Here is a 22,855-nt window from a genome sequence, read left to right as displayed (position 1 = left end):
TCGCTTGGGACCGGAGTAAGCGCTAATACGCCAACTCCGGATCGACACTGGAGACACGCATGACCAAACGCGCCATCGTATCCGCCGCCCTCGGCCTTGCCGCCGCCTGCGCATCGACTGCCGCCCTCGCGCGGGTGGACGTCGGCGTGTTCGTCAATACGCCTGGCCCGGTGTACGCGGCACCACCCGTGGTGTACGCGCCGCCGCCGGTCGTCTATGCGCCGCAGCCCGTCTATGGTTACGGATACCGCGACGACTACTATCGCGGCCGCGGCTGGCATCACGACCATGGCCGCCATCGCGGTTGGGAACGGCATCATGGGCACGGCTGGTAACTACGTCTCGCGCTGCACGCCGCGTCCGGTTCATCTTCTCGATTCACGCTACAGTACCGGCTGCTAATCGAGGTCGGGCCTCGTGCCCGCACCACTCGCCGTCATTCACTGTCCGACGCTCGCGTGAAGATTCTGCCGATATCCGCAGCCCGCACCCTGCATCTGGCCGCGCAAGGCCTGTTGACGCCGCCACGCCGCAAGGCCGTCAAGGCCGACGTGCTCGACACGATCCGCCGCATGACGCAATTGCAGATCGACACGATCCACGTCGTCGCGCGCAGCCCCTATCTCGTGCTGTTCAGCCGGCTCGGCGCGTATCCGCAGCAGTGGCTCGACGAACATCTCGCCGAAGGCGAACTGTTCGAGTACTGGGCGCATGAAGCCTGCTTCCTGCCAATTGAGGACTACGGCCTGCTGCGTCATCGGATGCTCGACCCGAGCGGGATGGGCTGGAAATACGCGGCCGAGTGGCACGCCAGGCATCGGGCGGACATCGACACGTTGCTCGCGCAAATTCGTGCGACGGGTCCGGTCCGCTCGGCGGATTTCGTCCGCGAGACGGGCACGAGCCACGGCTGGTGGGACTGGAAGCCGGAGAAACGTCACCTTGAAGTGCTGTTCGCGATTGGGCAACTGATGGTGGCGGAGCGCCGCAATTTCCACCGCGTCTACGATCTGACCGAGCGCGTCTTGCCCGGTTGGGACGACGCGCGCGATCTGCCGCCGGCCCACCTCATCACCACCGAAGTGCTGCGCCGCACCTGCCGCGCGCTCGGTGCCGCGCGCGCCGATTGGGTCGCCGATTACTACCGGCTGCCACGCCGCCCCTACCGCGACGAACTGCACGCGCTCGCCGATGCGGGCGAGCTGATTCCGGTTCACGTGGAAGGCTGGAAACAGGACACGTTCGTCCATCGAGACTTCGCGCCGCTGCTCGACGACGCCGCAAGCGGCAAGCTCGCGTCAACCGTCACGACGGTGCTGTCGCCATTCGATCCGATGGTATGGGACCGCAAGCGCGCCGCCGCGCTGTTCGACTTCGATTATGCAATCGAATGCTATACGCCCGCGGCCAAACGCAAATACGGTTACTTCGTGTTGCCGCTGCTGAGCCGGGGCAAGCTGGTTGGCCGCGTGGATGCGAAAGCGCATCGGGCCCAGCGTGTGTTCGAGCTGAAGTCGCTGCACATCGAGCCGGGTGTGCGTCTTAGCGCGCGCCTCGCCGGCGATTTGCGCCGCGCATTGCAACGTTGCGCGGACTGGCACGGCACCCCGCAACTGGCGATCACTTCGGCGCCGTCCGCCTGGCTCGAAGCATTAAGCGCCGACAACGACGTGCAAGCGTAACGACACGATGCAAACGCGCGCTCAGTGCAGCGCCGCCCACGCGAGCGACAGGGAAAACACGCCCAGCACAATCGACGCGCCGCGCTGCATCTTCACCGGATCGAGCCACAGCTTACCGCTGCCGAGCGCCGCGCCGAATGCGATCCACGCGAGCGCGATCGGCACGGCCAGGCACGCGAACACCAGCATCGTGAACACATAAGCCGGCACCTGCGTGAAGGCGATGGCCGGAAAGATCGTGCCCGCGAACAGCAGCCCTTTCGGATTGAGCAGCGTCGCCACGAACAGCGTGCGCATGCCGCCAGTGCGCGGCGTGGAATCGGGCAAGGCGACCGCCGCGCGCCACATATCGACGGCCAGACAGGCGATGTAAAGACCGGCCGCGACGCGCAACAGCGACGGCAACCACGGCAGCGCATGCGCCGCTTGCGCGAGAAAGCGTCCCCATACGGAAATCGACACCAGATAGCCTGCCAGTTCGGCGCCGATCAGCGGCGCCGAGCGCCGCACGCCATGACGCAAACCGGCCGCCGCCAGCAGCGTGTTGGTGGGTCCCGGAGTAATCAGCACGACGACGATGCCGACAGCCAGCAACGCGATTGCAGTCGCAGAGAGCATAGAAATGGCGCAGTGTTGGAAACAGTGCGCCTTTTATCACAGATAGGGGCATCGCCGTCACGCGGCGGCGAATGAATTGACGGCTAATGCGCGGACGGATCGCAAGCGCCGCTTGCAACGGCTACGCGTGTTCCACATCGGCACGCTTGCCGACATTCATGCCGATGCAAACCGCGCCGCCCACACTCGGCGGCGCGCCCTTGCTTCAGCGATCCAGCTTCGCGCGCAATTCACGCGCGGCTTCCAGCAGCCCTTCGTAGCCCGAGCGCGCGTGCTCCGGCAGATCGGGATCGCCCACGAACGCGCCGAGCGTTTCGATCAGGCTGTACAGAATGCCCTTTGCTGCGCCCGACGCAATACTGCCGGACGATACCTGCTGATCCACGTGACTGAGCGCTGCGTCGAGGTTTTCCAGATCGGGCCGGTCGCCCGTGGGCGGCTTTGGCGAAACGTCTTGCGTCATGATCAAACATCGCTCCGGTTGATGCAGCGTGAACAAGCCTTTCACGTTGTTATATACCGATCGTGCGCCGCCGTCTATTCGTGATCGGCGCGCACGCGGCGCACATCAAGGCGTCCAGCGATACATCAGGATTTTCGCGCGGGCGTCGTCTTCCAGCAGCACCACGTACTCGCCATTGGCGCGTTGCACCGCGCTGATGCCGAGGTACACGTCCACCCAGCCGCTCGTGCTGCCGACGCTCGCGCCCGGCGTCATGTAGCCGACCGCCTGGCCGGTGCGCGCGTCGTACACATCGACTTTCGCCGTGTACAGCTCCGCGACGAAAATGTAGTTGCCCGCCACCGCGACGCCGACCGTCGTCGTCTGCGGATTGCTCCGCGTATTCCACGGCAGCGAGATCGCGTACTGTTGCGTCGGCGCGCCGGAACTCCAGTTGTCATAACGCGCGAGCACGGGGCCCGCTTCCTTCCAGTGGGTCGCGTCCCACGGAATCGCGCTCGTGAAACCGGACAGATACATGGTGTCGGTCTCCGCGATGTAGACGAGCCGCGCGAGCCGCGTGAACGGTTGCGGCATCGCGAACATCTTCGAACTCGCGTACGTGTAGATCGGATTGCCGGCGGAGTCGAACCCCTGCATCGGCATCTCGCGGATGCCGCTCAACGGCGTCGCAAGCCACACGTTGCCCGGCGTGTCGACCCACCAGAAGCCGTTGCCGACCGTGCTGCCGGACGAAGGATGGCTGCTGATTTCGCTGGGCTCGACGGTGCCGTTGCCATTGCTGTCGCGCCACAGCCATTCGCCGTAAGTCGGCTGGCCGGCGGGCCACGTGCCCGGCAGCGGATTCTGCGCGAGCAGACCGGACGGAATCGCCATTTCGCCATGCGCCGCGTCGAAGCGATAAACGTTCAGATAATGCGCGCCCGGATCGAGCGTGTACAGAAACGGCTGACCGTTGATCCGGCGCACCATCGGCTCGCCACGCACACCGCGCGGCTCGTGAAATGCGGGGTCGTCGGGATAGTCGAACCGGTCCAGCGTGAAGGCCGCATACGACCATTCGTGGCCGACCGGCTGGTTGTAATCGAGCGTGAAGCGCTTCGAGCCCGTGTAGACGGCGTTCGGCGTGGCTGGATCGAACGCGGCGCTGTCGACGAACGTGAGGCCGTAGAGCCGCCAGTTGGACGTATGCGACCTGAACACGTAGCTTTCGAGCACCGCGCCCTGCCCAACCGACGCCGAGCCCAACGCGCGCGGCCCCTCGCCGTTTTGCGCGACATACAGATTGCCCGCCGGATCGACACCGATACCCGTGATGCCGTTGAAGCGCACGTTGCCCGGCACGCCTTTGACCGCGTGAAACAGGCCATTGCGCGTGCCGATCGCCGCGCCGGCTTGCGGCTGCCCGCTGGCGTCCTTGTTGAAGACGAGAATCTGCTGTGATGGCCCGTTGTCGGCGACGAGTATTTGCCCTGACGGTGCGACCGTGATATCGGACGGCACCGTGCCGGCGGGCAATGTCAACGCGCCGAGCGCGGTGCCGTCGGCGGCGTAGTGCTCAATAGTTAGGGATCCGGATGAAATGCCGCGCATCACCCATAGCGTCGAATCGGTGTCCACCGCGATGCGTCCCGGCGACGTCACATTCCACGAGCGCAAAGGCTGCATCGACTCCGCGTCGAACACGACGATCCGGTTGCCGTAGGTGTCGGCCACATACAGTTCGGTATCGGTGGCGGCCAGGCCGCGAATGCCTGCGTCGATGCCGGTCGTCACCGTGTCGAGCGCGAGGAAGCTGTTCTTTGTCGCATTCGCGCTATTGCCGATGCCGCCGCTGAACGGCGCGCCGCTCGCCAGATTCGCGAGCCTGCGGCGCGTGATGCCGTACCAGGTCTGATTGGCTGGCGGATAGTCCGAGCCGACGAGCGCGTTGCTCTCATTGCCGATCGACATCGCCGCATACAGGTACTGATGATTTACCGCGACCGCGTCACCGCCGGCCGCGCCCCAGCCATGTGTCGAACCCGCCACCGCGAGTTTGTCGCCTGCACGGTAGGCGGCAATTTCGCTGCCGCTCTCGTCCCAGGGCGCATTGGTATAAACGGTGCCGTCGGCGCCGACGCTAATGGCCCGAATATCCTGCTGCATCCATTTGCCGTCGCCGAAACCGAAGCTATTGCCGATCCATGAAGTGGAGTAGCTGAGTTGGGATTGTGCGGACGCATTCAGTGGAATAAGGCTATGGAATAAGACGACGGCCAGACCGAGACGAGAGAGGAGTTTCACGACGGTATTTCCTTGCGAGTCGCAAAGCGCGCGCATGGCTGGCACGCTGTCGCGGATATGCGCAGACACCAGTTCATGCGCATACGTCAATGTTGACGTTTTATCCTCTCATAGAAAAAGCGTAAATAAATTCCAAAAAAAATCCTTGATAAGCCTTTAGCCACCTCAATTAATACGCTGCGCATATTATTACGCGGCAATAACTTGCTGTTTGAGTTTTATATGCGGATGTAATCGAAATGTCACCGCGTAGGTGCATGACATGGCATTGCGGCGGATGACGGGGACCGGCCTTTGGATGACCTGAGCGAGTGCGGCGACTCTACGAAATGAAAAGGCCTCCGCCTCTTCGCGACGAAACGGCGAAGCGAAGCGAAGGCCCGTGTACAGCAGGACAACGTTACGAATGCACGGCGTGCTCCACGATCACCGCTTGCGCGGCAGCCGCTTCGGCAGCGGTAACGGCAGGCGAGACGATCGCCGGTTGTCCCGTCTGCCCACGCGACCGCCCTGAACTCAGATAATCCGCGATCGAATCCTGTGTGACTTCGCCGACATAACGGCCATCGCCGTCCAGTACCGGCATCCAGGACGAATTGAACTGGTACATCTTCGACAGCACGATGCGCAGATGCTCGTCGGCATTGACGGTGGCCTTGAACGCGGTGAGATGATCGCCGCACACGCCCTGGCCCGCGCGCGCCGCGCGGCGCGTCACATAACCGAGCGCCTGCTGGTTGTCGTCGACGATGGTCAGATAGCGATTGTCGCTGTCGTCCATCATCTGGAGCGCGCGTGCCACCGGCATTTCGGCGCGCGCGGTGTCCGGCTGCGTGGCGGCGTCGCCGGCCTTCACCAGCAACAAGCGCTTCAGCGTGCTGTCCTGGCCGACGAACGCGCCGACAAACTCGTCGCGCGGACGCGCAAGCAGCGTGTCCGGATGATCGTATTGCACCAGCTGACCGCGGCGGAACACCGCCACGCGGTCGCCGAGCTTGATCGCCTCGTCGATGTCATGGCTCACCATGATCACCGTCTTGTTCAGTTGACGCTGCATCTGGAAGAACTCGTTCTGAATCGACTCCCGGTTGATCGGGTCGACCGCGCCGAACGGCTCGTCCATCAGCAGCACGGGCGGATCGGCGGCCAACGCGCGAATCACGCCGATGCGCTGCTGCTGCCCGCCCGACAGTTCGCGCGGATAGCGCTTCAGGTATTGCTTCGGATCCAGCGCGACCATCGACATCAGCTCCATGGCGCGCTCGCGGCAGCGCTTCTTGTCCCAGCCGAGCAGGCGCGGCACGACCGTGATGTTTTCCTCGATCGTCATGTTCGGGAACAGGCCGATCTGCTGGATCACGTAGCCGATGTGCCGGCGCAATTCGACTTCGTTCAGACCCGAGGTGTCCTCGCCGTTGATCAGCACGCGGCCCGAGGTCGGCGTGATCAGACGGTTGATCATCTTCAGCGTCGTGGTCTTGCCGCAACCGGACGGCCCCAGGAACACGCAGATTTCTCCTGCGCCGACGGTGAGGCTCACCGAGTCGACCGCCTTGACCTGCTGGCCGTCCTTCTGCGTAAACGTCTTTGTCAGTTTGTCGAGTTCGATCATGTCTTTTGCACTCCCTTCGGTGTCAGCAGGCGTTGCAGCGCCTGCAGCAGCAGGTCGGCGACGATCGCGAGCAAGCTCACGAGCACCGCGCCCACCAACAGTTTCATCATGTTGCTCTGGCCAATCGCGCGGACGATCAGCGTGCCCAAGCCGCCCGCGCCGATCACCGCGGCGATCGTCATCACGCCGATGTTCATCACCACGGCCGTCCGCACGCCGCCGAGAATCACCGGCACCGCGAGCGGCAAGTCGACGAGGCGCAGCCGTTGCCACACGGTCATGCCGATGCCGATGCCGGCTTCCTTGATGCCGGCGTCGACATTGCGCAGCGCGAGGTAGGTGTTGCGCATGATCGGCAGCAGCGAATAGAGAAACACGGCGGTGATCGCCGGCACCGCGCCGATGCCCTGGCCGAAGCGCGAGAACACCGGAATCATCAGGCCGAACAGCGCGATCGACGGCAAGGTGAGCACCACGGTGGCGATGCTCAGCAACGGTGCGGCCAGCCACTCGTGGCGATTGATCAGGATCCCCAGGGGAACGCCGACGATGATCGCGCAGCCCACCGCGATCCCCACCAGCCACACGTGTTGCGCGGTCAGTTGCAGCAGTTCGAGCCAGTTGGCCGATAGATAGTCGAATACAGTCATAGAAAGGTCTCCGCTCAGGGCAGCTTGTGCGTGCGCAGGAAATCCGCCGCGACTTCGCGCACCGGCTTGCCGTCGATATCGACCTGCTTGTTCATCTCCAGCATCGCGTCGTTGTTCAGGACACCGGAGAGTGCGTTCAGTTGCGCCGCGAGCTGCGGGTTCTGGTCGAGGATCGCCTTGCGCACCACCGGCGTGGCGTTGTATGCGGGGAAATAGTGCCGGTCGTCTTCGAGCGGCACGATGTCGAAGCCCTTCACGCGGCCGTCCGTTGTGTAGATCAGGCCGATCGGCACCTGGTTGTTATGCAACGCGGTGTAGACGAGACCCGGGTCCATCTGGCGCGTTTCCGCGCGGCTGAACTCCATGCCGTAGGCGGCTTCGAGCGGCTTCAGGCCATCGGCACGATTGGCGAACTCCGCATCCATCGCGAAGACGTGCTTCTTTTTCGGCTCGGCCGCGAGCTTCTCGGCGAGTTGCGAAATGGTGCGAATGCCGGTTTGCTGCGCCAACTGCTGCGGCAAGCCGAGCGCGTACGTGTCGTTCAGCGGTGACGCATCAAGCCAGACGAGGCCGCGTTTCGCGTCGAGTTCCTTCACGCGCTCGTACATCGTCTTCGCGTCGAGCTTCTCGGTGATCTTGTTGTAGACGAGCGCGGCCGTGCCCGTGTATTCCCAGACCACGTCGAGCTGGCCGTTCTCCTGCGCACTGCGCATGAGCGTGCTACCGAGCCCCGCGCGCGCGTCGATCGTGTAGCCCTTCGATTGCAGGTATTGCGACGTGATCTCGGTGAGAACGTACTGCTCAGTGAAATTTTTCCCGCCGACAACGAGCGTCGCCGCGCTCGCGTGAAGGCTCGTGAAGAGCAGCGCGCCTGCCGCGATCCAGCGGCTGCGTTTGAGCAGATTCATCATGCCGTCACCCCGCGTCGTGCGAGCAGGTAACGGCTGCCGGCCGAAACGATGCCGTCGAGAACCAGCGCGAGAATCGCGGTCGCCGCGGCGCCGAGCAGAAGCTGCTGCTGATTGTTCAGGTAGATGCCGGGGAAAATCAGCGTGCCGAGACTGTCCGCGCCGATCAGATACGCGAGCGGTGCGCTGCCCACGTTGATCGCGAGCGCGGTACGCACGCCGCCGATGATGATCGGCATCGCGTTGGGCAGCTCGACGCGCAACAACGACTGCCACCCCGTCATGCCGATGCCGCGGGCCGCCTCGCGCAGCGCGGGCGACACATTCTTCATGCCTTCGTACGCGTTGCGCGTGATCGGCAGCAAGGAGGCCAGGAACAGCGCGACGAGCGCCGGAATATCGCCGATGCCGAAGATGCCTAGCGCGATGGCCAGCACCGCCAGCGACGGGATCGTGTTGCCGATGTTTAAGATCTGCATGAAGCGTTCGGCGTGACGCGCGAACGATGGACGGCTCAACAGAATACCGGCCGGTATGCCGACCAGCAGGGCGAGGGCCATCGAGTAGCCGACCAGCAGCAGGTGCCGTTTCGTGTAGTAGACGAGATCGGGCGCGTATTGCTGCAATGCGCCGGGGTCGATCGCGTGGCTGAGCAAAGGGACGACCAAGCCGAGGGCTACAAGACTGCCGATCAGTCTGGCAGGACGATGAATCATGAAGATGCGCCTCCTTGTTCGGGCGACGCGCAGAAATAGCCGCGCCGCACAGGCGTCATAACGACGCTGCGAATGAGAAGTTCGGGACGCGGCAGGTGCCGCGAGTTGAACCGAGTGATGCCGGGACTGTGTGGTTTGCCCGGCGCGAGGGCGGTGCGATGAACTGCTCGTGCCCTCGGTGGCTAGCCAGTTAGCAAACTGGCGCCAGATCCTTCGATGAGGTGGACAGCGACGCTTGGACGCTTGTCCGACGGGGGTTTGGGAGCCCCTCGGAATGCAGGTCTTTTACAGGCGATGGGCTGGATGCAAGGTGGCACTCATTTGCATTCAACCCCTTCTAACTTAGCCTATCTGGCTGCGATTTCGCGGTTAGGAAGCGGCGATTATACGGGCGGACAGCGCGTTCGTCTACCCATGTGGTTAATTTATGGGCAGCCGGGCAGTCTGCGGGCGGGAAAATCGGCTCCCGGAAACTCTCACCCTTTTAGTTTTCTGCGCGCGGGCGGCTCCCGGAAACCCTCACCTGAAACGGCCGCCGTAGCGGCCGTCGCATACGATTCTTCGTGGTCGCGTGTCGCGTCAGGCGATGCCGGCGCTGATGTGCTGCATCACGATCTCGCCACGGTTCGCCGCGTAAAAATCCGCCGCGTCAAATCGAACGCCACCAGGTTGCCGGCGACTACCAGCGACAGTCCGACCACCGCCAACGCGGACCACCGGTAACCTTCGAATACCGTCGACGCCGCCAGCGCCACGATTGGAAACAGCACCGTGCAATACGCGGCCCGTTCGGGGCCCATGCGGCCGACGAGCATCAGATACGCGGTAAAGCCGATCACCGAGCCGAACACCGCGAGATATGCGAGCGCGCCGAGATAACGCACGGACGGCTCGACCGCGAACGAAAAGCCCGCCACAAGGCTGCCGAGCGTCAGGATGCTGGCGCCGATCAGCATCGCCCAGCTATTGGTGGCAAACGGGTGCAAGCCCATCGACTGCATCCTGCTCGACAACAGGCTGCCGGTCGAGAAACACAAGGTGCCGAGAAACGCGATTCCGAGTCCGATCAGCTCAGTGCGATCGCCGAGGTGTCCCGCCATCTGCTGGACGAACAGGCACAAAATGCCGACGAGTCCCAGCAATGCGCCGGCAATCGCCGTGGGTTGCAGCGGCCGGCCCATGAAGAAGCGTCCGTTGATCGAGTTCAGCAGCGGCGCGATGGAAAACACCACGGCCACCAGCCCGCTCGGCACCGTCTGCTCGGCGTAGTAAAAGCATAGAAAGTTCAGGCAGAAGAGCGTGAAGCCTTGCGCGAACAGAAAGCGCCACGCGGCGCGCGGTGGCCAGATCGGCCGGCGCATGATGCGCAGCAGCGCGAACAGCAACAGCGCCGCGATCCAGAAGCGCCACGCAATCGACACCGGCGGCGGCACCGTGCCGAGTTGCCATTTGATCGCGAGCCACGTGGTGCCCCAGATCAGAACCGTGGTCACATAAAGCAAAAGATTCATAGTCGAGGTTACGGCAGCAGATACGGAACCTCCACTATGCGGCCGCGCGAGCCGCCACACTTGTCCAGGCTTGCGCACTTTTTCGCGCCGACGATCCGCCGCACAGGCGCGCACGTATACTCGTGCTTATCCAGTCATCGAAACCCGTTTGCCCATTTGCCGTGAACGCCAGCCCGCCCGTCCCCGTGATGCCCGCTATCGACACGCCGTTCGGCCTTCAGTCGGTGTGTCACACGCTGAGCAGCGCGGACGCGCATCTGGACCGCTTCGCATGGCTCGGCGACGGGCTCGCGATCGCGCTATGGACACGCGACACGAAAGAAACCGAGACCGTCTACGATCGGCCCGGCCATCACACGCTGTCGTGCTATCTGGATGGCGGCTATCGCACCGAGCGTCAGAAAATGCCAGGCCACTATGGCGCGCCGTCGCGGCTGTGCGCGCTGCCTGGCGAACACGAATCGCGCTGGTGGGTGCGCGGCTACATGCACTTCATGCATCTGTACTTCCTGCCCGAACACTTCACGCAGCGCGCCGTGCAGGAACTCGACCGCGAACCGCGCGAATTGACGCTCGCGGATCGCACCTATTTCGAAGACGCCCGCATGGCCAGCTTGTGCCAAACGCTCGTCAACGAAGAGTGGCGGAGGCCCGACGGTCTGCTGCGCACCAACGAAACCGCGCACGAAGTGCTGAGCCTGCTGCTGCGCGCGCAGGGCGTGCGGCGCACCGACGTGTCGCTCAAAGGCGGTTTGTCGGTGGCGACGCGGCGGCGTCTGCGCGATTACATCGAAAGCCATCTTGCGCAGCCGCTCACGCTCGGCGAACTGGCCAGCGTCGCGGCGTTGTCGGAGTTTCATCTTGCGCGCATGTTCCGCGAGTCGTTCGGCCTGCCGCCCGCCGCGTGGATCGCGCAGCAACGGCTCGACCGCGCGCGCACCCTGCTGCGCACGTCGGCGCTGTCGCTCGCGCAAGTCGCCGAACAATGCGGCTATGCGAACGCCAGCCATTTCAGCCATCGCTTTCGCGAGGGCGTCGGCGTGGCGCCCACGGTGTTCCGGCAGGTAGTTGGCGTTTGAGCGCGGCTGGCGTAGCCAGCGCGATTACTGCAACGCCATCGCCAGCACGCGCGCCACGTGGATCGCGTCGACACCCGCGCCATCGTGGATCTGATGCCGGCAACTGGTGCCGTCGGCGACCATCACCGTATTGCCGTCGATCTTGCGCACCGCCGGCAGTAGCGACAGTTCCGCCATTGCCTGCGAAGTCGCGTAGTGCTCGGCTTCGTAGCCGAAGCTGCCGGCCATTCCGCAGCAAGACGATTCCACCGTCGATACCTTCAGCTCGGGAATCCACTTCAGCACGGTCTGCACGGGCGTGAACGCGTCGAACGCCTTCTGATGGCAATGGCCATGCACCAGCGCCTCTCGCGCGGCCAACGGCTTCAGCGCAAGCTGCAAGCGGCCGGCCTTGTCCTCGCGCACCAGAAACTCCTCGAACAGAAACGCGTGCTGCGAAAGCTGCTGCGCTTCTTCGCCGAAGCCATAGTGCAGAAACTCGTCGCGCAACGACAGCAGACACGACGGCTCCAACCCGATTATCGGCACGCCCCGCTCGACGAACGGCTTGAACAGATCGAGCATGCGCCGCGCTTCCTCCTTCGCTTCATCGACCAGACCCGCCGCGAGGAACGTGCGGCCGCAGCAAACTGGGCGCTCGCCCTGGCGCACGTTGAAGTGCACCGTGTAGCCGGCGGCCTCCAGCACCTGCTGCGCGGCGCGCGCGTTATCCGGCTCCATGTTGTTGTTGAACGTGTCGACGAACAGCAGCACTTCTTTCAACGCGCCGCCTGGAGCCGCTTTGCGAGGCACCGCGCCCGACAGAAACGACTTCCTGAAGCGCGGCAAACGCCGCTCGGGCGCGAAGCCCACGGACCGCTTGAACCACGCCGATAGCACCGGCACGTTATCGGCCAGCGCCATCAGACCCGGCATGCGGCTCGCGGCGGCGGCATAGCGCGGCATGAACGCGACCAGCCGGTCACGCAGACGCAGGCCGTGCCGCTTGACGCGCGCCGCCCGCGCCTCGATCTTGAACTTCGCCATGTCGATGCCGGTCGGGCAATCGCGCTTGCACCCCTTGCACGACACGCATAGATCGAGCGTGTCCTTGACGTCGTCGCTCGCGAGACCCGCTTCGCCGAGCTGACCGGAAATCGCGAGACGCAAGGTGTTCGCGCGGCCACGCGTGACGTGCTGCTCGTCTTTCGTCACGCGATAGCTCGGACACATCGTGCCCGCGTCGAATTTGCGGCAGTGGCCGTTGTTGTTGCACATCTCCACGGCCTTCGCGAGACCACCGGACAGATCGTTGCCGCTGCCCGGCAACGTCTCCTGTCCGGTCAGCGGATCGCGCTCGACGTTCCATGCCGACCAGTCGAGCGCCGTATCGATGCGATGCGCCTTGTAGCCCGGTGCAAAGCGGAAATTCCGCGCGTCGTCCATCTTCGGCGGACGCACCATCTTGTCGGGATTGAAGCGATTGTCAGGATCGAACAGCGCCTTGATCTCGCTGAACGCCTGGTTCAGCCGCGGCCCGTATTGCCACGCGACCCATTCGCCGCGGCACAGTCCGTCGCCGTGTTCGCCCGAATACGCGCCCTTGTATTCGCGCACGAGCGCGGCTGCTTCGTCGGCGATCGCGCGCATCTTCACCGCGCCGTCGCGCCGCATGTCGAGAATCGGGCGCACGTGCAGCGTGCCGACGCTCGCATGTGCGTACCAGGTGCCCTCGGTCCCGTGCCGATGAAACACCTCGGTCAGACGGCTCGTGTAGTCGGCCAGATGCTCGAGCGGCACCGCGCAATCTTCGATGAAGGAGACCGGCTTGCCGTCGCCCTTCATGCTCATCATGATGTTGAGCCCGGCTTTGCGGACTTCCCACAACGCTTTCTGCTCGTTCGCCTCCGTCATCTCGACGACCGAACCAGGCAAGCCGAGGTCGGCCATCAGTTCCGTGAGCTGCCTGAGCGAGGCGAGCTGCGCGTCGCGGTCCTCGCCCGCGAACTCCACCAGCAGGATCGCTTGCGGCTCGCCGACCAGCGCGCGGCCGATCACCGGACGAAACGCGGGATTGCTCATCGCCAGATCGATCATCGTGCGATCGACCAGTTCCACCGCCGCCGGCTTCAGCTTGACGATGTGCTGCGTCAGTTCCATCGATTGCCGGAACGTCGGGAAGTTGACCACGCCGAGCGTTTTATGCACGGGCAGCGGCGCGAGCTTCAGCGTCAACTGCCTGCTGAACGCGAGCGTGCCTTCCGAGCCGACCAGCAAATGCGCGAGATTCGCGATGCCGTCGTCCGTATAAGCGCGCGGGTTCTGGCAATCGAACAGGTCGATGTTGTAGCCCGCCACGCGCCGCAAGACCTTCGGCACACGCGCGACGATTTCATCGCGCTCGCGTTGCGCGATGCGCGTCACGCCGTCGAGAATCTGCTGCAGGCGCGCGCCTTGTGGCGTCTCGCGCAGCGACGCGAAGCGCGCTTCGCTGCCGTCGGCGAGAATCGCGTCGATCGCCTCGACGTTGTGCACCATGTTGCCGTATTCGATCGAGCGCGAGCCGCACGAGTTGTTGCCGGCCATCCCGCCGATCGTGCACTGCGCCGCCGTCGACACGTCCACCGGAAACCACAGCCCGTGCGGCTTGAGCCACGCGTTCAGATGGTCCAGCACGACGCCGGGCTCGACCGTCACGGTGCGTGCTTCGGCATCGAACGCGACGATGTTGTTCAGCCACTTGCTCGTGTCGATCACCAACGCTTCGCCGACTGTCTGACCGCATTGGCTGGTGCCCGCGCCGCGCGCGAGCAGCGGCACTTTCTCACTGCGGGCGATCTCCAGCGCGATGCGCAGGTCGTCCTGATCGCGCGGCACCACCACGCCGACCGGCATGATCTGATAGATCGACGCGTCGGTTGCGTAACGGCCGCGGCTCGCCGCATCGAACAGCACGTCGCCGCGCAGCGACTTGCGCAGATGCTGTGCGAGCGGACTCGCGAGCCGCGCGGCAGAAGGAACCAGATGAATCGGCTTGACGAGTAAAGCGGAAGTGGGGTTCGTCATATGGTCGGCTTGTGGGAACGCTGAGGAGCTGAAAAGCAGGCGCAGCGCTCAGTACAACGTAACGCTGACCGGCGCGAGTCCTTCGATGTGCCCGCTTGCCGTGCCCGCCTTGCGCGGAAAAAACATCCCGGTGTACGAGCCCGCGGTCACGACCATCTCCGGCGTCACCGCGATACCGCGCGAACTCGCGTGATTGACGAGCCACGTCAGTAAGCGCCGCGGATCGCCGGCAGGATTCGCGGGCGCGGTTTCGACCACCTCGCGTCCGTCGAAACTGAAATGCAGGGACGGCGCGACGAACGGAAAGTCCTCGCGATACGGGATGAACTCGCCAACGATCAGCGCGCCGTGATTCTGCAAGTCCGCGAGCTGCGCGAGCTTGTCGATGTCGGGCCACGCGGCATAGCGGCTCGCGACGACTTCGATGGTCGCACCGATCGAACCGATGCCCGCCTTCACTTCGTCCTCGCTGTAAGGCGTGGCGGACGGCTCGAAGCGGCGGCCGAAGCGAAACGCGACTTCCAGTTCGAGCCCGAGCGGCGCGAAGCCTTCCCGCGACAAACGCGCGCCGTCTGCGTGCAGGTCGACATCGGGCAACGGCGCGCCCTGGATCGGGCCGCTCGCGGACTTCGCGCCGATCTTCCAGCCGCCGATCCGCGCGCCGGACGCGCTCAGAATCTCGTGCTGGATCGCATAAGCCGCGCTGGCGTCGGCGGGAATCTGCTCCGGCGGCAACGTGTCGAGTGTGACGCGATCGCGGCGTGCGTCGGCAAGGCGCCGGCTGAGTAATGAGGTCATGTCTTTAATCGCGAACAGTGAGTGAACAGTGGATTGCGCTTACACGCCCATGCGGGTGGGGACGTGCGTGTTGTCCGCAGCATCGAGCGTGAACCTGCTTTCGGGCTGCATGCGGAACGCGAGCACCACGCCGACGCCCATCAACAGGATGCTGCCGACGAACGGCAAATCCCAGTTGCCGAAGTAGTCGATCAGAAACCCGCCGACCACCGGCGAGATGATCGCGGCCAGCGCCGAGCCGGTGTTCATCATTCCGCTCGCGGTGCCGGCGAATTCCGGCGCGATGTCCATCGGGATCGCCCACATCGGGCCGATCGTCATTTCGGCGAAGAAGAAGCCCGACGCGAGACACGCAATCGACAGATACAGGTTGTGCGTGAACATCAGCGGAATCAGCGAGAGCAGGCAGAACAACATGCAGACGGACACCATCCAGCTGCGCGCGCGTTTCAGGCTGCCGGTGCGCTTGAAGATCCAGTCTGTCACGATGCCGCCGAGCGTATCGCCGAGCACGCCGGCGAAGAACACCACCGATGCGAAGATCGCCGACTTCTGCAATTGCAGATGATGGTTGCGCAGGAAGTAGAGTGGAATCCAGCTGAGGAACAGCCACAGCGTCCAGCCGTAACAGAAGTACACGACCGTGACCGGCGCCATGCGGCGAAACAGTTTGCTCCACGGTACGCCGGCCGCTTTCGGCTTCGGCGTGGGCAGCACCGCGAGTTCTTCAGTGGTGATGCGCGGATGATCCTTCGGATGCTCGGTGAAGGTGACCGCCCACACGGCGACCCACAACAGGCTGAGCACACCGCAGATATAGAACGATTCGCGCCAGCCCCAGGTCGCCATCACCAGCACGATCAGCGCGGGCGCGATTGCATTGCCGACGCGCGACGCCGCATGCGTAATGCCCTGCGCGAAGCCGCGGTTTTCCTTCGCGACCCAGCGCGACATCGCGGACGTCGCGGCGGGAAACGTGGCGCCCTCGCCGAAGCCGAGCAGCACGCGCGCGGCCAGCAGGGACGCGAGGCCCCCGGCGAGACCGGTCAGCACGGTGGCCACGCCCCAGATCGCGCCGCACCACAACAGCGTGCGTTTCGCGCCGAAGCGGTCGCTCACCCAGCCGCCTATCACCTGAAAGATCAGATACGGATACGCGAAGGCCGAGAACACCAGGCCGACCTGCGTATGCGAGAGCTGGAATTCCTTGCCGAAGCCCGCGGCCGCGGTGCTGACGTTCACGCGGTCGAGGTAGGTGATGAAGTACATGATGCATAGCATCAGTAGCACGATACTGGGTGCACTGGTCAAACGAAACCGCTTCATCGTCTCTCTCCATTGCATGTATCGACGGCGCGCCGGGGATGGCGCGCTGCGTCGTTGACCGGCAGCGGCACACGCCGCTGCAGATGTCTTGCATGATGTTGGGCCCGCGTTCTGTGCGCGGCTTTTTTGGTCTCGAGGGAGGCGCTCCCGCATTCCCTTTCCGTCTGCTGCTTATTGCTTATCTATTGCGTGTTCTTTTCAAGGCTGACGGCGCGGCGCTCGCGGCCCGCGCCGTGCCATTGCGCGCGGCGCGCTTCAGGCCGCGGCTTTCAGACCCGATGCCTTGGTCGGCTGGCTCAACCACTCCATAGCGGCAGGCAAGCCGCTTTCCTTGAGCGCCACGCCCGCGAGACGCAGACCCATTTCGCAACCGGCCAGCGTGGCGAGCAGCATCAGATCGTTGCAATCGCCCAGATGGCCGATGCGGAACATGCGGCCTTTCATCTTGCCGAGACCCGTGCCGAGCGACATGTCGAAGCGTTCGTAGATGAGCTTGCGCACCGCGTCGGCATCGACGCCGTCGGGCGTCATCACGCCGGTCAGCACCGGGCTATACACGGCCGGGTCCGCGCACTGGATCTCCAGGCCCCACGCGCGCACCGCGCGGCGGGTCGCTTCGGCCAGACGCTCGTGACGGGCGAAGACGTTGTCGAGACCTTCGCCGAGAATCATCTCCAGCGCTTCGTGCAGGCCGTAGAGCAGGTTCGTGTTCGGCGTGTACGGCCAGTAGCCGGTCTTGTTCATCTCGACGATGTCGCTCCAGTCCCAGAAGCTGCGCGGCAGTTTCGCGTGCTTGCTGGCGGCCATCGCTTTCGGCGAGATCGCGTTGAAGCTGATGCCCGGCGGCAGCATCAAACCCTTTTGCGAGCCCGACACGGTCACGTCGACGCCCCATTCGTCGTGGCGATAGTCGGCGCATGCGAGGCCTGAGATCGTGTCGACCAGCAGCAGCGCCGGATGGCCCGCTGCGTCGATCGCGCGACGCACGGCGGCGATGTCCGACGTGACGCCGGTGGAGGTTTCGTTGTGCACGACGCACACGGCCTTGATCGCGTGTTGCGGGTCGGCGCGCAGACGCTCTTCGATCATCTGCGGCTGCACCCCGCGCCGCCAGCCTTCGATGCCGGGCAAACCGAGGAACTCCGGCTTGAGGCCAAGGCTTTCCGCCATCTTTTTCCACAGCGTCGCGAAGTGGCCGGTCTCGAACATCAGCACCTGATCGCCGGGGCTCAGCGTGTTGGACAGCGCGGCTTCCCACGCGCCGGTGCCGGACGCCGGATAAATCACCACGGGTTGCTGCGTCTTGAAGATCTTCTTGATGCCGTCGAGCACCTTCAGACCCAGTTCGCCGAACTCCGGGCCGCGATGGTCGATGGTGGGATAGCTCATCGCCCGGAGGATCCGGTCGGGCACCGGACTCGGACCGGGAATCTGCAGAAAGTGACGTCCAGCGGGATGAAAGTCTAGCTTGAGCATTGGGCTCCTCCGTTTGAATTTTGCATGCAAAAAACTATATCAGACGAAGTAGGAGGGTTCCAAGGCGAAACTGGCGCCCCAAGACCGGTGTTTACCCTCACTATTAACTAATCTTTCAGCTTCCGATAAAATTCCAGTACATGCGACATTGAGGGGTTTTTGTATGCAAAATTCGGATTTCTATGCGGGTCTCACCGCATCCCCGCTGATGCCGAAGGTCGAGCGCCAGCGCCTGCACGACACGGTGGTGGAGCACATCCGCCGCTTTATCGTCGAGGGGGCGCTGGAGCCGGGCAAGAAACTGAATGAGCGCGAGCTGTGCGAAACGCTCGGGATTTCGCGCACGCCGCTGCGCGAGGCGCTGAAGGTGCTGGCCGCAGAAGGGCTGATCGAGATTTCGCCGAATCGCGGCGCCTCGGTGTCGAAGATGTCCGAGGCGGAGTTGCGCGAGACCTTCGAATTGATGAGCGGTCTCGAAGCGTTTTCCGGTGAACTGGCGGCGGAGCGCATGACCGCCGCCGAGCTTGCCGAGATCAAGGCGCTGCATTACGCCATGCTCGCGTGCCGCACGCAAAACGATCTGCCTGGGTACTACAGCCGCAACCAGGCAATTCACGACAAGATCAATGAGGCAGCGCGCAATTCAGCGCTGCGGCAGACTTACATCGCGGTGAACCGGCGCTTGCAGGCGCTTAGATTCCGCTCGAACTTTCAGATTCCCAAGTGGGATAGTGCGATTCACGATCACGATGAGATGCTGAAGGCGCTCGAAGCGCGCGACGGCAAGAAGCTGAGTGCGATTCTCCGGCAGCATCTGCTCGACAAGCGCGATGCGGTTTTGCAGGTGCAGTCGCAGGAAGCGGCGGCGGCTTCGCCGTTGAAGACTTAAGCCATGTAAAGGTGTTTTGCGTTCGGCGTCGAGATGGCTGGCGTTGTCGGAACGCCCGCGCCGAAGTGAAAAACTTGTCCACCTAAAATGTTCGCAAGCCTGTGGACAACGTTCGCATATCCGGGCCAAGTGGTTGATGCCGCAGCAGTATCTGCTTGCGGTTCATGTGTAGGCACGAGGCGTTGTAGGGTCTTTCATGCTGTGGGGCTCGTTTGGCAAGGACCACATAGAAGTTGCGGCCGAGCTAGCTTCTGGTTGTCCACATAATTTGGGCACAGTTCTATGGAGCATTTTTCCCCGGCGGCACAGCTGCAGATTGTGGACACCTGACCTGTTTGACTTCAACAACTTACACGTTGACCGTTCTCCCGCGGCCCTGACTACAGTCGTTCCATCACGGTCAACTTGTGGGGAGGTGGCTGGAGCATGACAGGAAGCAACCGACAGCGCTCCTGCCGTCCACCTGATCTGGGCCAGTCTGTGAAAGGGCTTTGGCTCCGCCAACTGCATCCGAGTCGACAAGCACATAGACTTCAGGTGACTTGAAGCGGGAACGCGAACAGGATTGGTCTGCATCATTCCCCACGTTACAGAAGACTCGAAATCAGGTGACAGCCGCACGTGCCGCGATGCCCGGCACGTGCAACCGGGATGCCTTCGTCGGTGATATCTCCATCGCCTTCCTCGATCACATTGGGCTGCACTTCCGGATGCTTCGGACAACTGATCCGGTCGCCCTCGCGTGCAACCGGCACGCCGTCATAACTCATGGTCTTCGATGCACTCTCGACCCTGCCATCATGGTCGGTGGCGTCTCCGAGTCGGATACGATCGATCATGGTTTGCTCGTTGGCGGGAAAGGGTTTGCGAGGTCAGCGGAGCGGACCCAGCCGGTTGTGACTCGACCTGGATTTTCAACGTTCGCCCGGGGGTCGACGAACGGACAAAAGAAAACTGATCAAGCGTCCGCAAGATGACAACTCCGTTCCACTTCGTCAGATAGCCTTTTCGTGCGACGAACTTTCCGCCACGATAATCGTAAAAATTAGACTTGTTTTTTATAAGGCGAATACCGATTGCCGGAAGCTCTTGTTCGACATAGTAACTAGCGGCGCGAAAATCATCGGAATCGAAAGTGAACGTTCCCATCGCGTTTTCGCACCCAGCTTGGGCGGTCGTAGTCCGAATTATCCATTCATTCTCGCGGCGATATAAATTTCCACCGATATCATAGGTTCTGTTTCTATTCGAGAATTCAAATGAATCTTCACTTGGGGTAAATGTAAGTAACTTGATGTCGGTGTATCCATTAACGTTCACCGCCTTTGGCTCTTTCTTATCTTGAAAGAATAGGAAAAAGCACGAAAATTTTTGATCTTCCGCATCGTAGAATCCGGAAACAGTTTCACCATTGCGAAACCCGATTAAATTAGGATTATCAAAAATAATGACGTGCCCAGCATAAGCCACTGGGATAGGAAGTATCGAGGTCGCGATGAAAGCGATGATTTTATTTAAATTGATCATAGTACTTTGCAAGGTTGCTCGCATAGTCTGGATTTTTGGTGCGCCAGATTGAACCGCTATATGAGTCCGCGACTTTTTCCCAATTGCGTGCTTGCAGACCTTTAACGCCATCAGGTTTCATATTTTTCATAAATGCAATAAATATCTCTGCTTGCCCATCCGTCCCCGAGATGAACTTATTAACAAACTCGAAAATCGTTGCACACCCCGACGAGTAATATTCACCCAAAATCTGAAATCCACCCCAAGAGCAAGCCATCAACGATATTTCAAGATCAAGGTTTGCTGCTCGAACCAGTTTCTCATATTGATGCAACCCATCTGGCCCATAGTTGTCACCATGCGGGAAGCAAAGATCTGGAAAATCCGGATATGGATTTTGATGCTGTGATTGTTTGTTTCCACTGCCTTTCCTTTTCAATCCGCTTGGGCTTTGCTCTACCTTTGCCCGCTTTTTGGCGACGAGCTCGAAGAAATGTCGCCGCTCATAGAGTATCGGCGGGAGACCATTTTCCAAAAACGGATGCCCCTGCGACTCTTGCATAACAATGGCTTTGATAGCGGCGACCTCGACGTTGAGCTCCATCGCCATAGATTTATAGTGTTCTTCAGAGAATGTACTGGGATGTGGGTAATTCAGTCTGGACCCAAGCACATTCAATGTAATCGTTTGAGGCTTGCCATTGTCGACTAGTACGGCCCGAAGCCGATCTGCCTCTTCATCATCGTGAGTCTGTTCCGTGAGCTGCCTTCTACAACGTCCTCAGCTACCCCAGCGATGACCTCCGAGCTGAATAAATCAGCGTTTCCCTAGTTGCAGCTTCCATCAACGATTTCGTGTTCTTTATCGCAAGGCACCACAGCTTCAAGGGTGGAGATATGTGAGATCAAATTCTGGTTATTTAGGCAATTGAGGGTAATCGTGTGCTTTGTCACTTCAGAAGTAACCAGCAGTGCTCGGGCCGTGACCCCATCATCGGCTCCGCCCTCGGTCGTTTCTGAAATTTCATACCTATAATTGGAATTGTCAAAACCAAGAATAAACGTACTTAAATCTGGCCTGTCATATGAGTCATAGCCGAATTTGGATTGCGAGTCCAATTTATCGTCAGGATAACTTAGCTCGACATTTTTTTCCGTACCATAGCGATACTGCATAAATCCTGTCTTATCCGAAATGTTCCTGGACGTGCACACCGACACGAATTTTTTGTTTTCTTTAAGCTGGCAGCTAAATACTGCCACCTCATCTGCATGACAAAGTGTGGAGGCGTGTGCAACGGGAGTTATCCCGACGGTCAGAAAGATGACTGCAATTTTTCGCATCGACATGCAAATATCCATTAGCGATCGTAAGTTTCTTTATATGAGTCAACCCAATATAAGTCCTCCGCGAGAAAGCCTGTCTCGTCTTTGATCAGGCGACCTGCACGTTTTATTTCCTCACCATTCACATCAACGATTTTCGTTAGGCCTTTGTGGATAACAGAGTAGTTTTTTATCTCGCCTTTTGAAACCGCAGTTACTGCCGCCTTCTCATCCGCCTCGGATTCGAAGGGAACCTTGAGCCCCTTCTTTTTGGCCGCCTCAGACAACAAACAAGGATTGACCCCGCGAACCTGACATGCAACGGCAAACGCAATGCCCAAGGCAGACCGAACGTTGTTGTCCTTGCAATACGACAACGTTGGGTTGAGATAATGTTCAACCGCAAAAATGAGTTGCGCCTCCTGAAAATCTACCACCTGCGCTGCATTTTTAAACCGCTGTTTCCACTTACCTTTCCAGATATCCTGCCGCTGCCCGCCGATGGTAACGGCTATCGGCTGAACCCGCCGCCCGCGTATTTCCATATTTACGGGCAAACTATTCGCCGACGCTTTTGCGGAAATATCCAATCCGTCCTTTGTTTTCGAGATACTATGCCAATAGTCCAGGCCAGACGTATAATTAACACCCGGGACATCTATGCCAGCATTAGTCAGTGTTAAAAGCTGATGAAAATTATCACCAAACGTCTCGACGAACTTTGCATGATTTTTTTCACTGCATTTCTTAAGGACTCGGCCCAGAGAGCCGCCGTCTTGTGTGAACTGGATGACTCCGTACGAAAGCCCAATATGGACGATCCTTGAATAGCTGGTCTCAGCACCGTGCTTGCCATTTTTTCGCCCTACGAATTCCTGGTCGTCATTCATCGCTCCAAATGGGTCTGCACGGCTTTCGCACATCGCAACCGCAGCAATAATTTTCAAACGCTCATTTCTAT

Annotated in this window: 21 protein-coding genes; 4 read left to right on the top strand and 17 right to left on the bottom strand. The window is 61.4% G+C overall.

Features of this window, described 5'->3' with window-relative positions:
- Window positions 1–59 precede the first annotated feature (59 nt).
- Complete coding sequence (locus PQR02_RS21125; protein ID WP_408235255.1) at window positions 60–335, top strand: hypothetical protein; 276 nt, start codon at window positions 60–62, stop codon at window positions 333–335.
- Window positions 336–458: 123 nt separating this feature from the next.
- Complete coding sequence (locus tag PQR02_RS21120; RefSeq protein WP_408235252.1) at window positions 459–1,682, top strand: winged helix-turn-helix domain-containing protein; 1,224 nt, start codon at window positions 459–461, stop codon at window positions 1,680–1,682.
- A gap of 21 nt (window positions 1,683–1,703) precedes the next feature.
- Here the strand turns inward: PQR02_RS21120 and PQR02_RS21115 are convergent, their stop codons facing one another.
- The 8 genes from PQR02_RS21115 to PQR02_RS21080 form a co-directional block, all read right to left on the bottom strand.
- Window positions 1,704–2,300, bottom strand: coding sequence for a LysE family translocator (locus PQR02_RS21115; protein WP_408235249.1), 597 nt, complete (start codon window positions 2,298–2,300; stop codon window positions 1,704–1,706).
- 205 nt (window positions 2,301–2,505) lie between these two features.
- The gene (locus tag PQR02_RS21110) at window positions 2,506–2,763 is read right to left on the bottom strand and encodes a hypothetical protein (RefSeq protein ID WP_408235246.1); all 258 of its coding nucleotides are present in this window, start codon (window positions 2,761–2,763) and stop codon (window positions 2,506–2,508) included.
- 105 nt (window positions 2,764–2,868) lie between these two features.
- Window positions 2,869–5,049, bottom strand: coding sequence for an NHL repeat-containing protein (locus PQR02_RS21105; RefSeq protein ID WP_408235243.1), 2,181 nt, complete (start codon window positions 5,047–5,049; stop codon window positions 2,869–2,871).
- A gap of 400 nt (window positions 5,050–5,449) precedes the next feature.
- Window positions 5,450–6,661 (bottom strand): osmoprotectant ABC transporter ATP-binding protein OsmV, encoded by a 1,212-nt coding sequence (locus PQR02_RS21100; protein WP_408235240.1) that lies wholly within the window; start codon window positions 6,659–6,661, stop codon window positions 5,450–5,452.
- Window positions 6,658–7,311, bottom strand: coding sequence for an ABC transporter permease (locus PQR02_RS21095; protein ID WP_408235237.1), 654 nt, complete (start codon window positions 7,309–7,311; stop codon window positions 6,658–6,660). The genes PQR02_RS21100 and PQR02_RS21095 overlap by 4 nt, the downstream gene beginning before the upstream one ends.
- A 14-nt stretch (window positions 7,312–7,325) precedes the next feature.
- Window positions 7,326–8,222 (bottom strand): glycine betaine ABC transporter substrate-binding protein, encoded by an 897-nt coding sequence (locus PQR02_RS21090; protein WP_408235234.1) that lies wholly within the window; start codon window positions 8,220–8,222, stop codon window positions 7,326–7,328.
- Window positions 8,219–8,935: an ABC transporter permease gene (locus PQR02_RS21085; protein WP_408235231.1), complete on the bottom strand. Its 717-nt coding sequence runs from the start codon at window positions 8,933–8,935 to the stop codon at window positions 8,219–8,221. Before PQR02_RS21085 ends, PQR02_RS21090 begins: the two co-directional genes overlap by 4 nt.
- A gap of 608 nt (window positions 8,936–9,543) precedes the next feature.
- On the bottom strand, window positions 9,544–10,446 hold the full coding sequence (locus tag PQR02_RS21080) for a DMT family transporter (RefSeq protein WP_408235228.1): 903 nt from the start codon (window positions 10,444–10,446) through the stop codon (window positions 9,544–9,546).
- 188 nt (window positions 10,447–10,634) lie between these two features.
- Here PQR02_RS21080 and PQR02_RS21075 point away from each other — a divergent pair, with 188 nt between their 5' ends.
- On the top strand, window positions 10,635–11,525 hold the full coding sequence (locus PQR02_RS21075; protein ID WP_408235225.1) for an AraC family transcriptional regulator: 891 nt from the start codon (window positions 10,635–10,637) through the stop codon (window positions 11,523–11,525).
- Window positions 11,526–11,549: 24 nt separating this feature from the next.
- On the opposite strand, the gene PQR02_RS21070 is transcribed toward PQR02_RS21075, so the two are convergent.
- The 4 genes from PQR02_RS21070 to PQR02_RS21055 all read right to left on the bottom strand — a co-directional run bounded on the left by PQR02_RS21070 (window position 11,550) and on the right by PQR02_RS21055 (window position 18,170).
- On the bottom strand, window positions 11,550–14,570 hold the full coding sequence (locus tag PQR02_RS21070; RefSeq protein ID WP_408235222.1) for an FAD-binding and (Fe-S)-binding domain-containing protein: 3,021 nt from the start codon (window positions 14,568–14,570) through the stop codon (window positions 11,550–11,552).
- A 48-nt stretch (window positions 14,571–14,618) separates the two neighbouring features.
- Window positions 14,619–15,368 carry a 2-keto-4-pentenoate hydratase gene (locus tag PQR02_RS21065; RefSeq protein ID WP_408235219.1) on the bottom strand — a complete coding sequence of 250 codons (750 nt, stop codon included), beginning with the start codon at window positions 15,366–15,368 and terminating at the stop codon, window positions 14,619–14,621.
- A 39-nt stretch (window positions 15,369–15,407) separates the two neighbouring features.
- The gene (locus tag PQR02_RS21060) at window positions 15,408–16,694 is read right to left on the bottom strand and encodes an MFS transporter (protein WP_408235216.1); all 1,287 of its coding nucleotides are present in this window, start codon (window positions 16,692–16,694) and stop codon (window positions 15,408–15,410) included.
- Between the two features lie 255 nt (window positions 16,695–16,949).
- Window positions 16,950–18,170, bottom strand: coding sequence for a pyridoxal-phosphate-dependent aminotransferase family protein (locus PQR02_RS21055; RefSeq protein ID WP_408235213.1), 1,221 nt, complete (start codon window positions 18,168–18,170; stop codon window positions 16,950–16,952).
- 163 nt (window positions 18,171–18,333) lie between these two features.
- Between PQR02_RS21055 and PQR02_RS21050 the strand changes: the two genes are divergently transcribed.
- Window positions 18,334–19,059, top strand: a complete 726-nt coding sequence (locus PQR02_RS21050) for a GntR family transcriptional regulator (RefSeq protein WP_408235210.1) — start codon at window positions 18,334–18,336, stop codon at window positions 19,057–19,059.
- A gap of 587 nt (window positions 19,060–19,646) precedes the next feature.
- On the opposite strand, the gene PQR02_RS21045 is transcribed toward PQR02_RS21050, so the two are convergent.
- The 5 genes from PQR02_RS21045 to PQR02_RS21025 form a co-directional block, all read right to left on the bottom strand.
- Complete coding sequence (locus PQR02_RS21045; protein WP_408235207.1) at window positions 19,647–19,898, bottom strand: PAAR domain-containing protein; 252 nt, start codon at window positions 19,896–19,898, stop codon at window positions 19,647–19,649.
- Window positions 19,858–20,586, bottom strand: a complete 729-nt coding sequence (locus tag PQR02_RS21040; RefSeq protein ID WP_408235204.1) for a hypothetical protein — start codon at window positions 20,584–20,586, stop codon at window positions 19,858–19,860. The genes PQR02_RS21045 and PQR02_RS21040 overlap by 41 nt, the downstream gene beginning before the upstream one ends.
- The gene (locus PQR02_RS21035) at window positions 20,570–21,178 is read right to left on the bottom strand and encodes an N-acetylmuramidase domain-containing protein (protein WP_408235201.1); all 609 of its coding nucleotides are present in this window, start codon (window positions 21,176–21,178) and stop codon (window positions 20,570–20,572) included. The genes PQR02_RS21040 and PQR02_RS21035 overlap by 17 nt, the downstream gene beginning before the upstream one ends.
- A 218-nt stretch (window positions 21,179–21,396) precedes the next feature.
- On the bottom strand, window positions 21,397–21,918 hold the full coding sequence (locus PQR02_RS21030) for a hypothetical protein (protein ID WP_408235198.1): 522 nt from the start codon (window positions 21,916–21,918) through the stop codon (window positions 21,397–21,399).
- Between the two features lie 11 nt (window positions 21,919–21,929).
- A partial coding sequence (locus PQR02_RS21025) for a hypothetical protein (RefSeq protein WP_408235195.1) occupies window positions 21,930–22,855 on the bottom strand: 926 nt, incomplete at its 5' end.

Origin of the sequence: Paraburkholderia sediminicola (assembly GCF_046026895.1) — a bacterium.
GTDB classification, from domain to species: domain Bacteria; phylum Pseudomonadota; class Gammaproteobacteria; order Burkholderiales; family Burkholderiaceae; genus Paraburkholderia; species Paraburkholderia sediminicola_C.
Note: the sequence above shows the minus strand (reverse complement) of the source record. Positions and strands in the feature narration are given on the sequence as shown.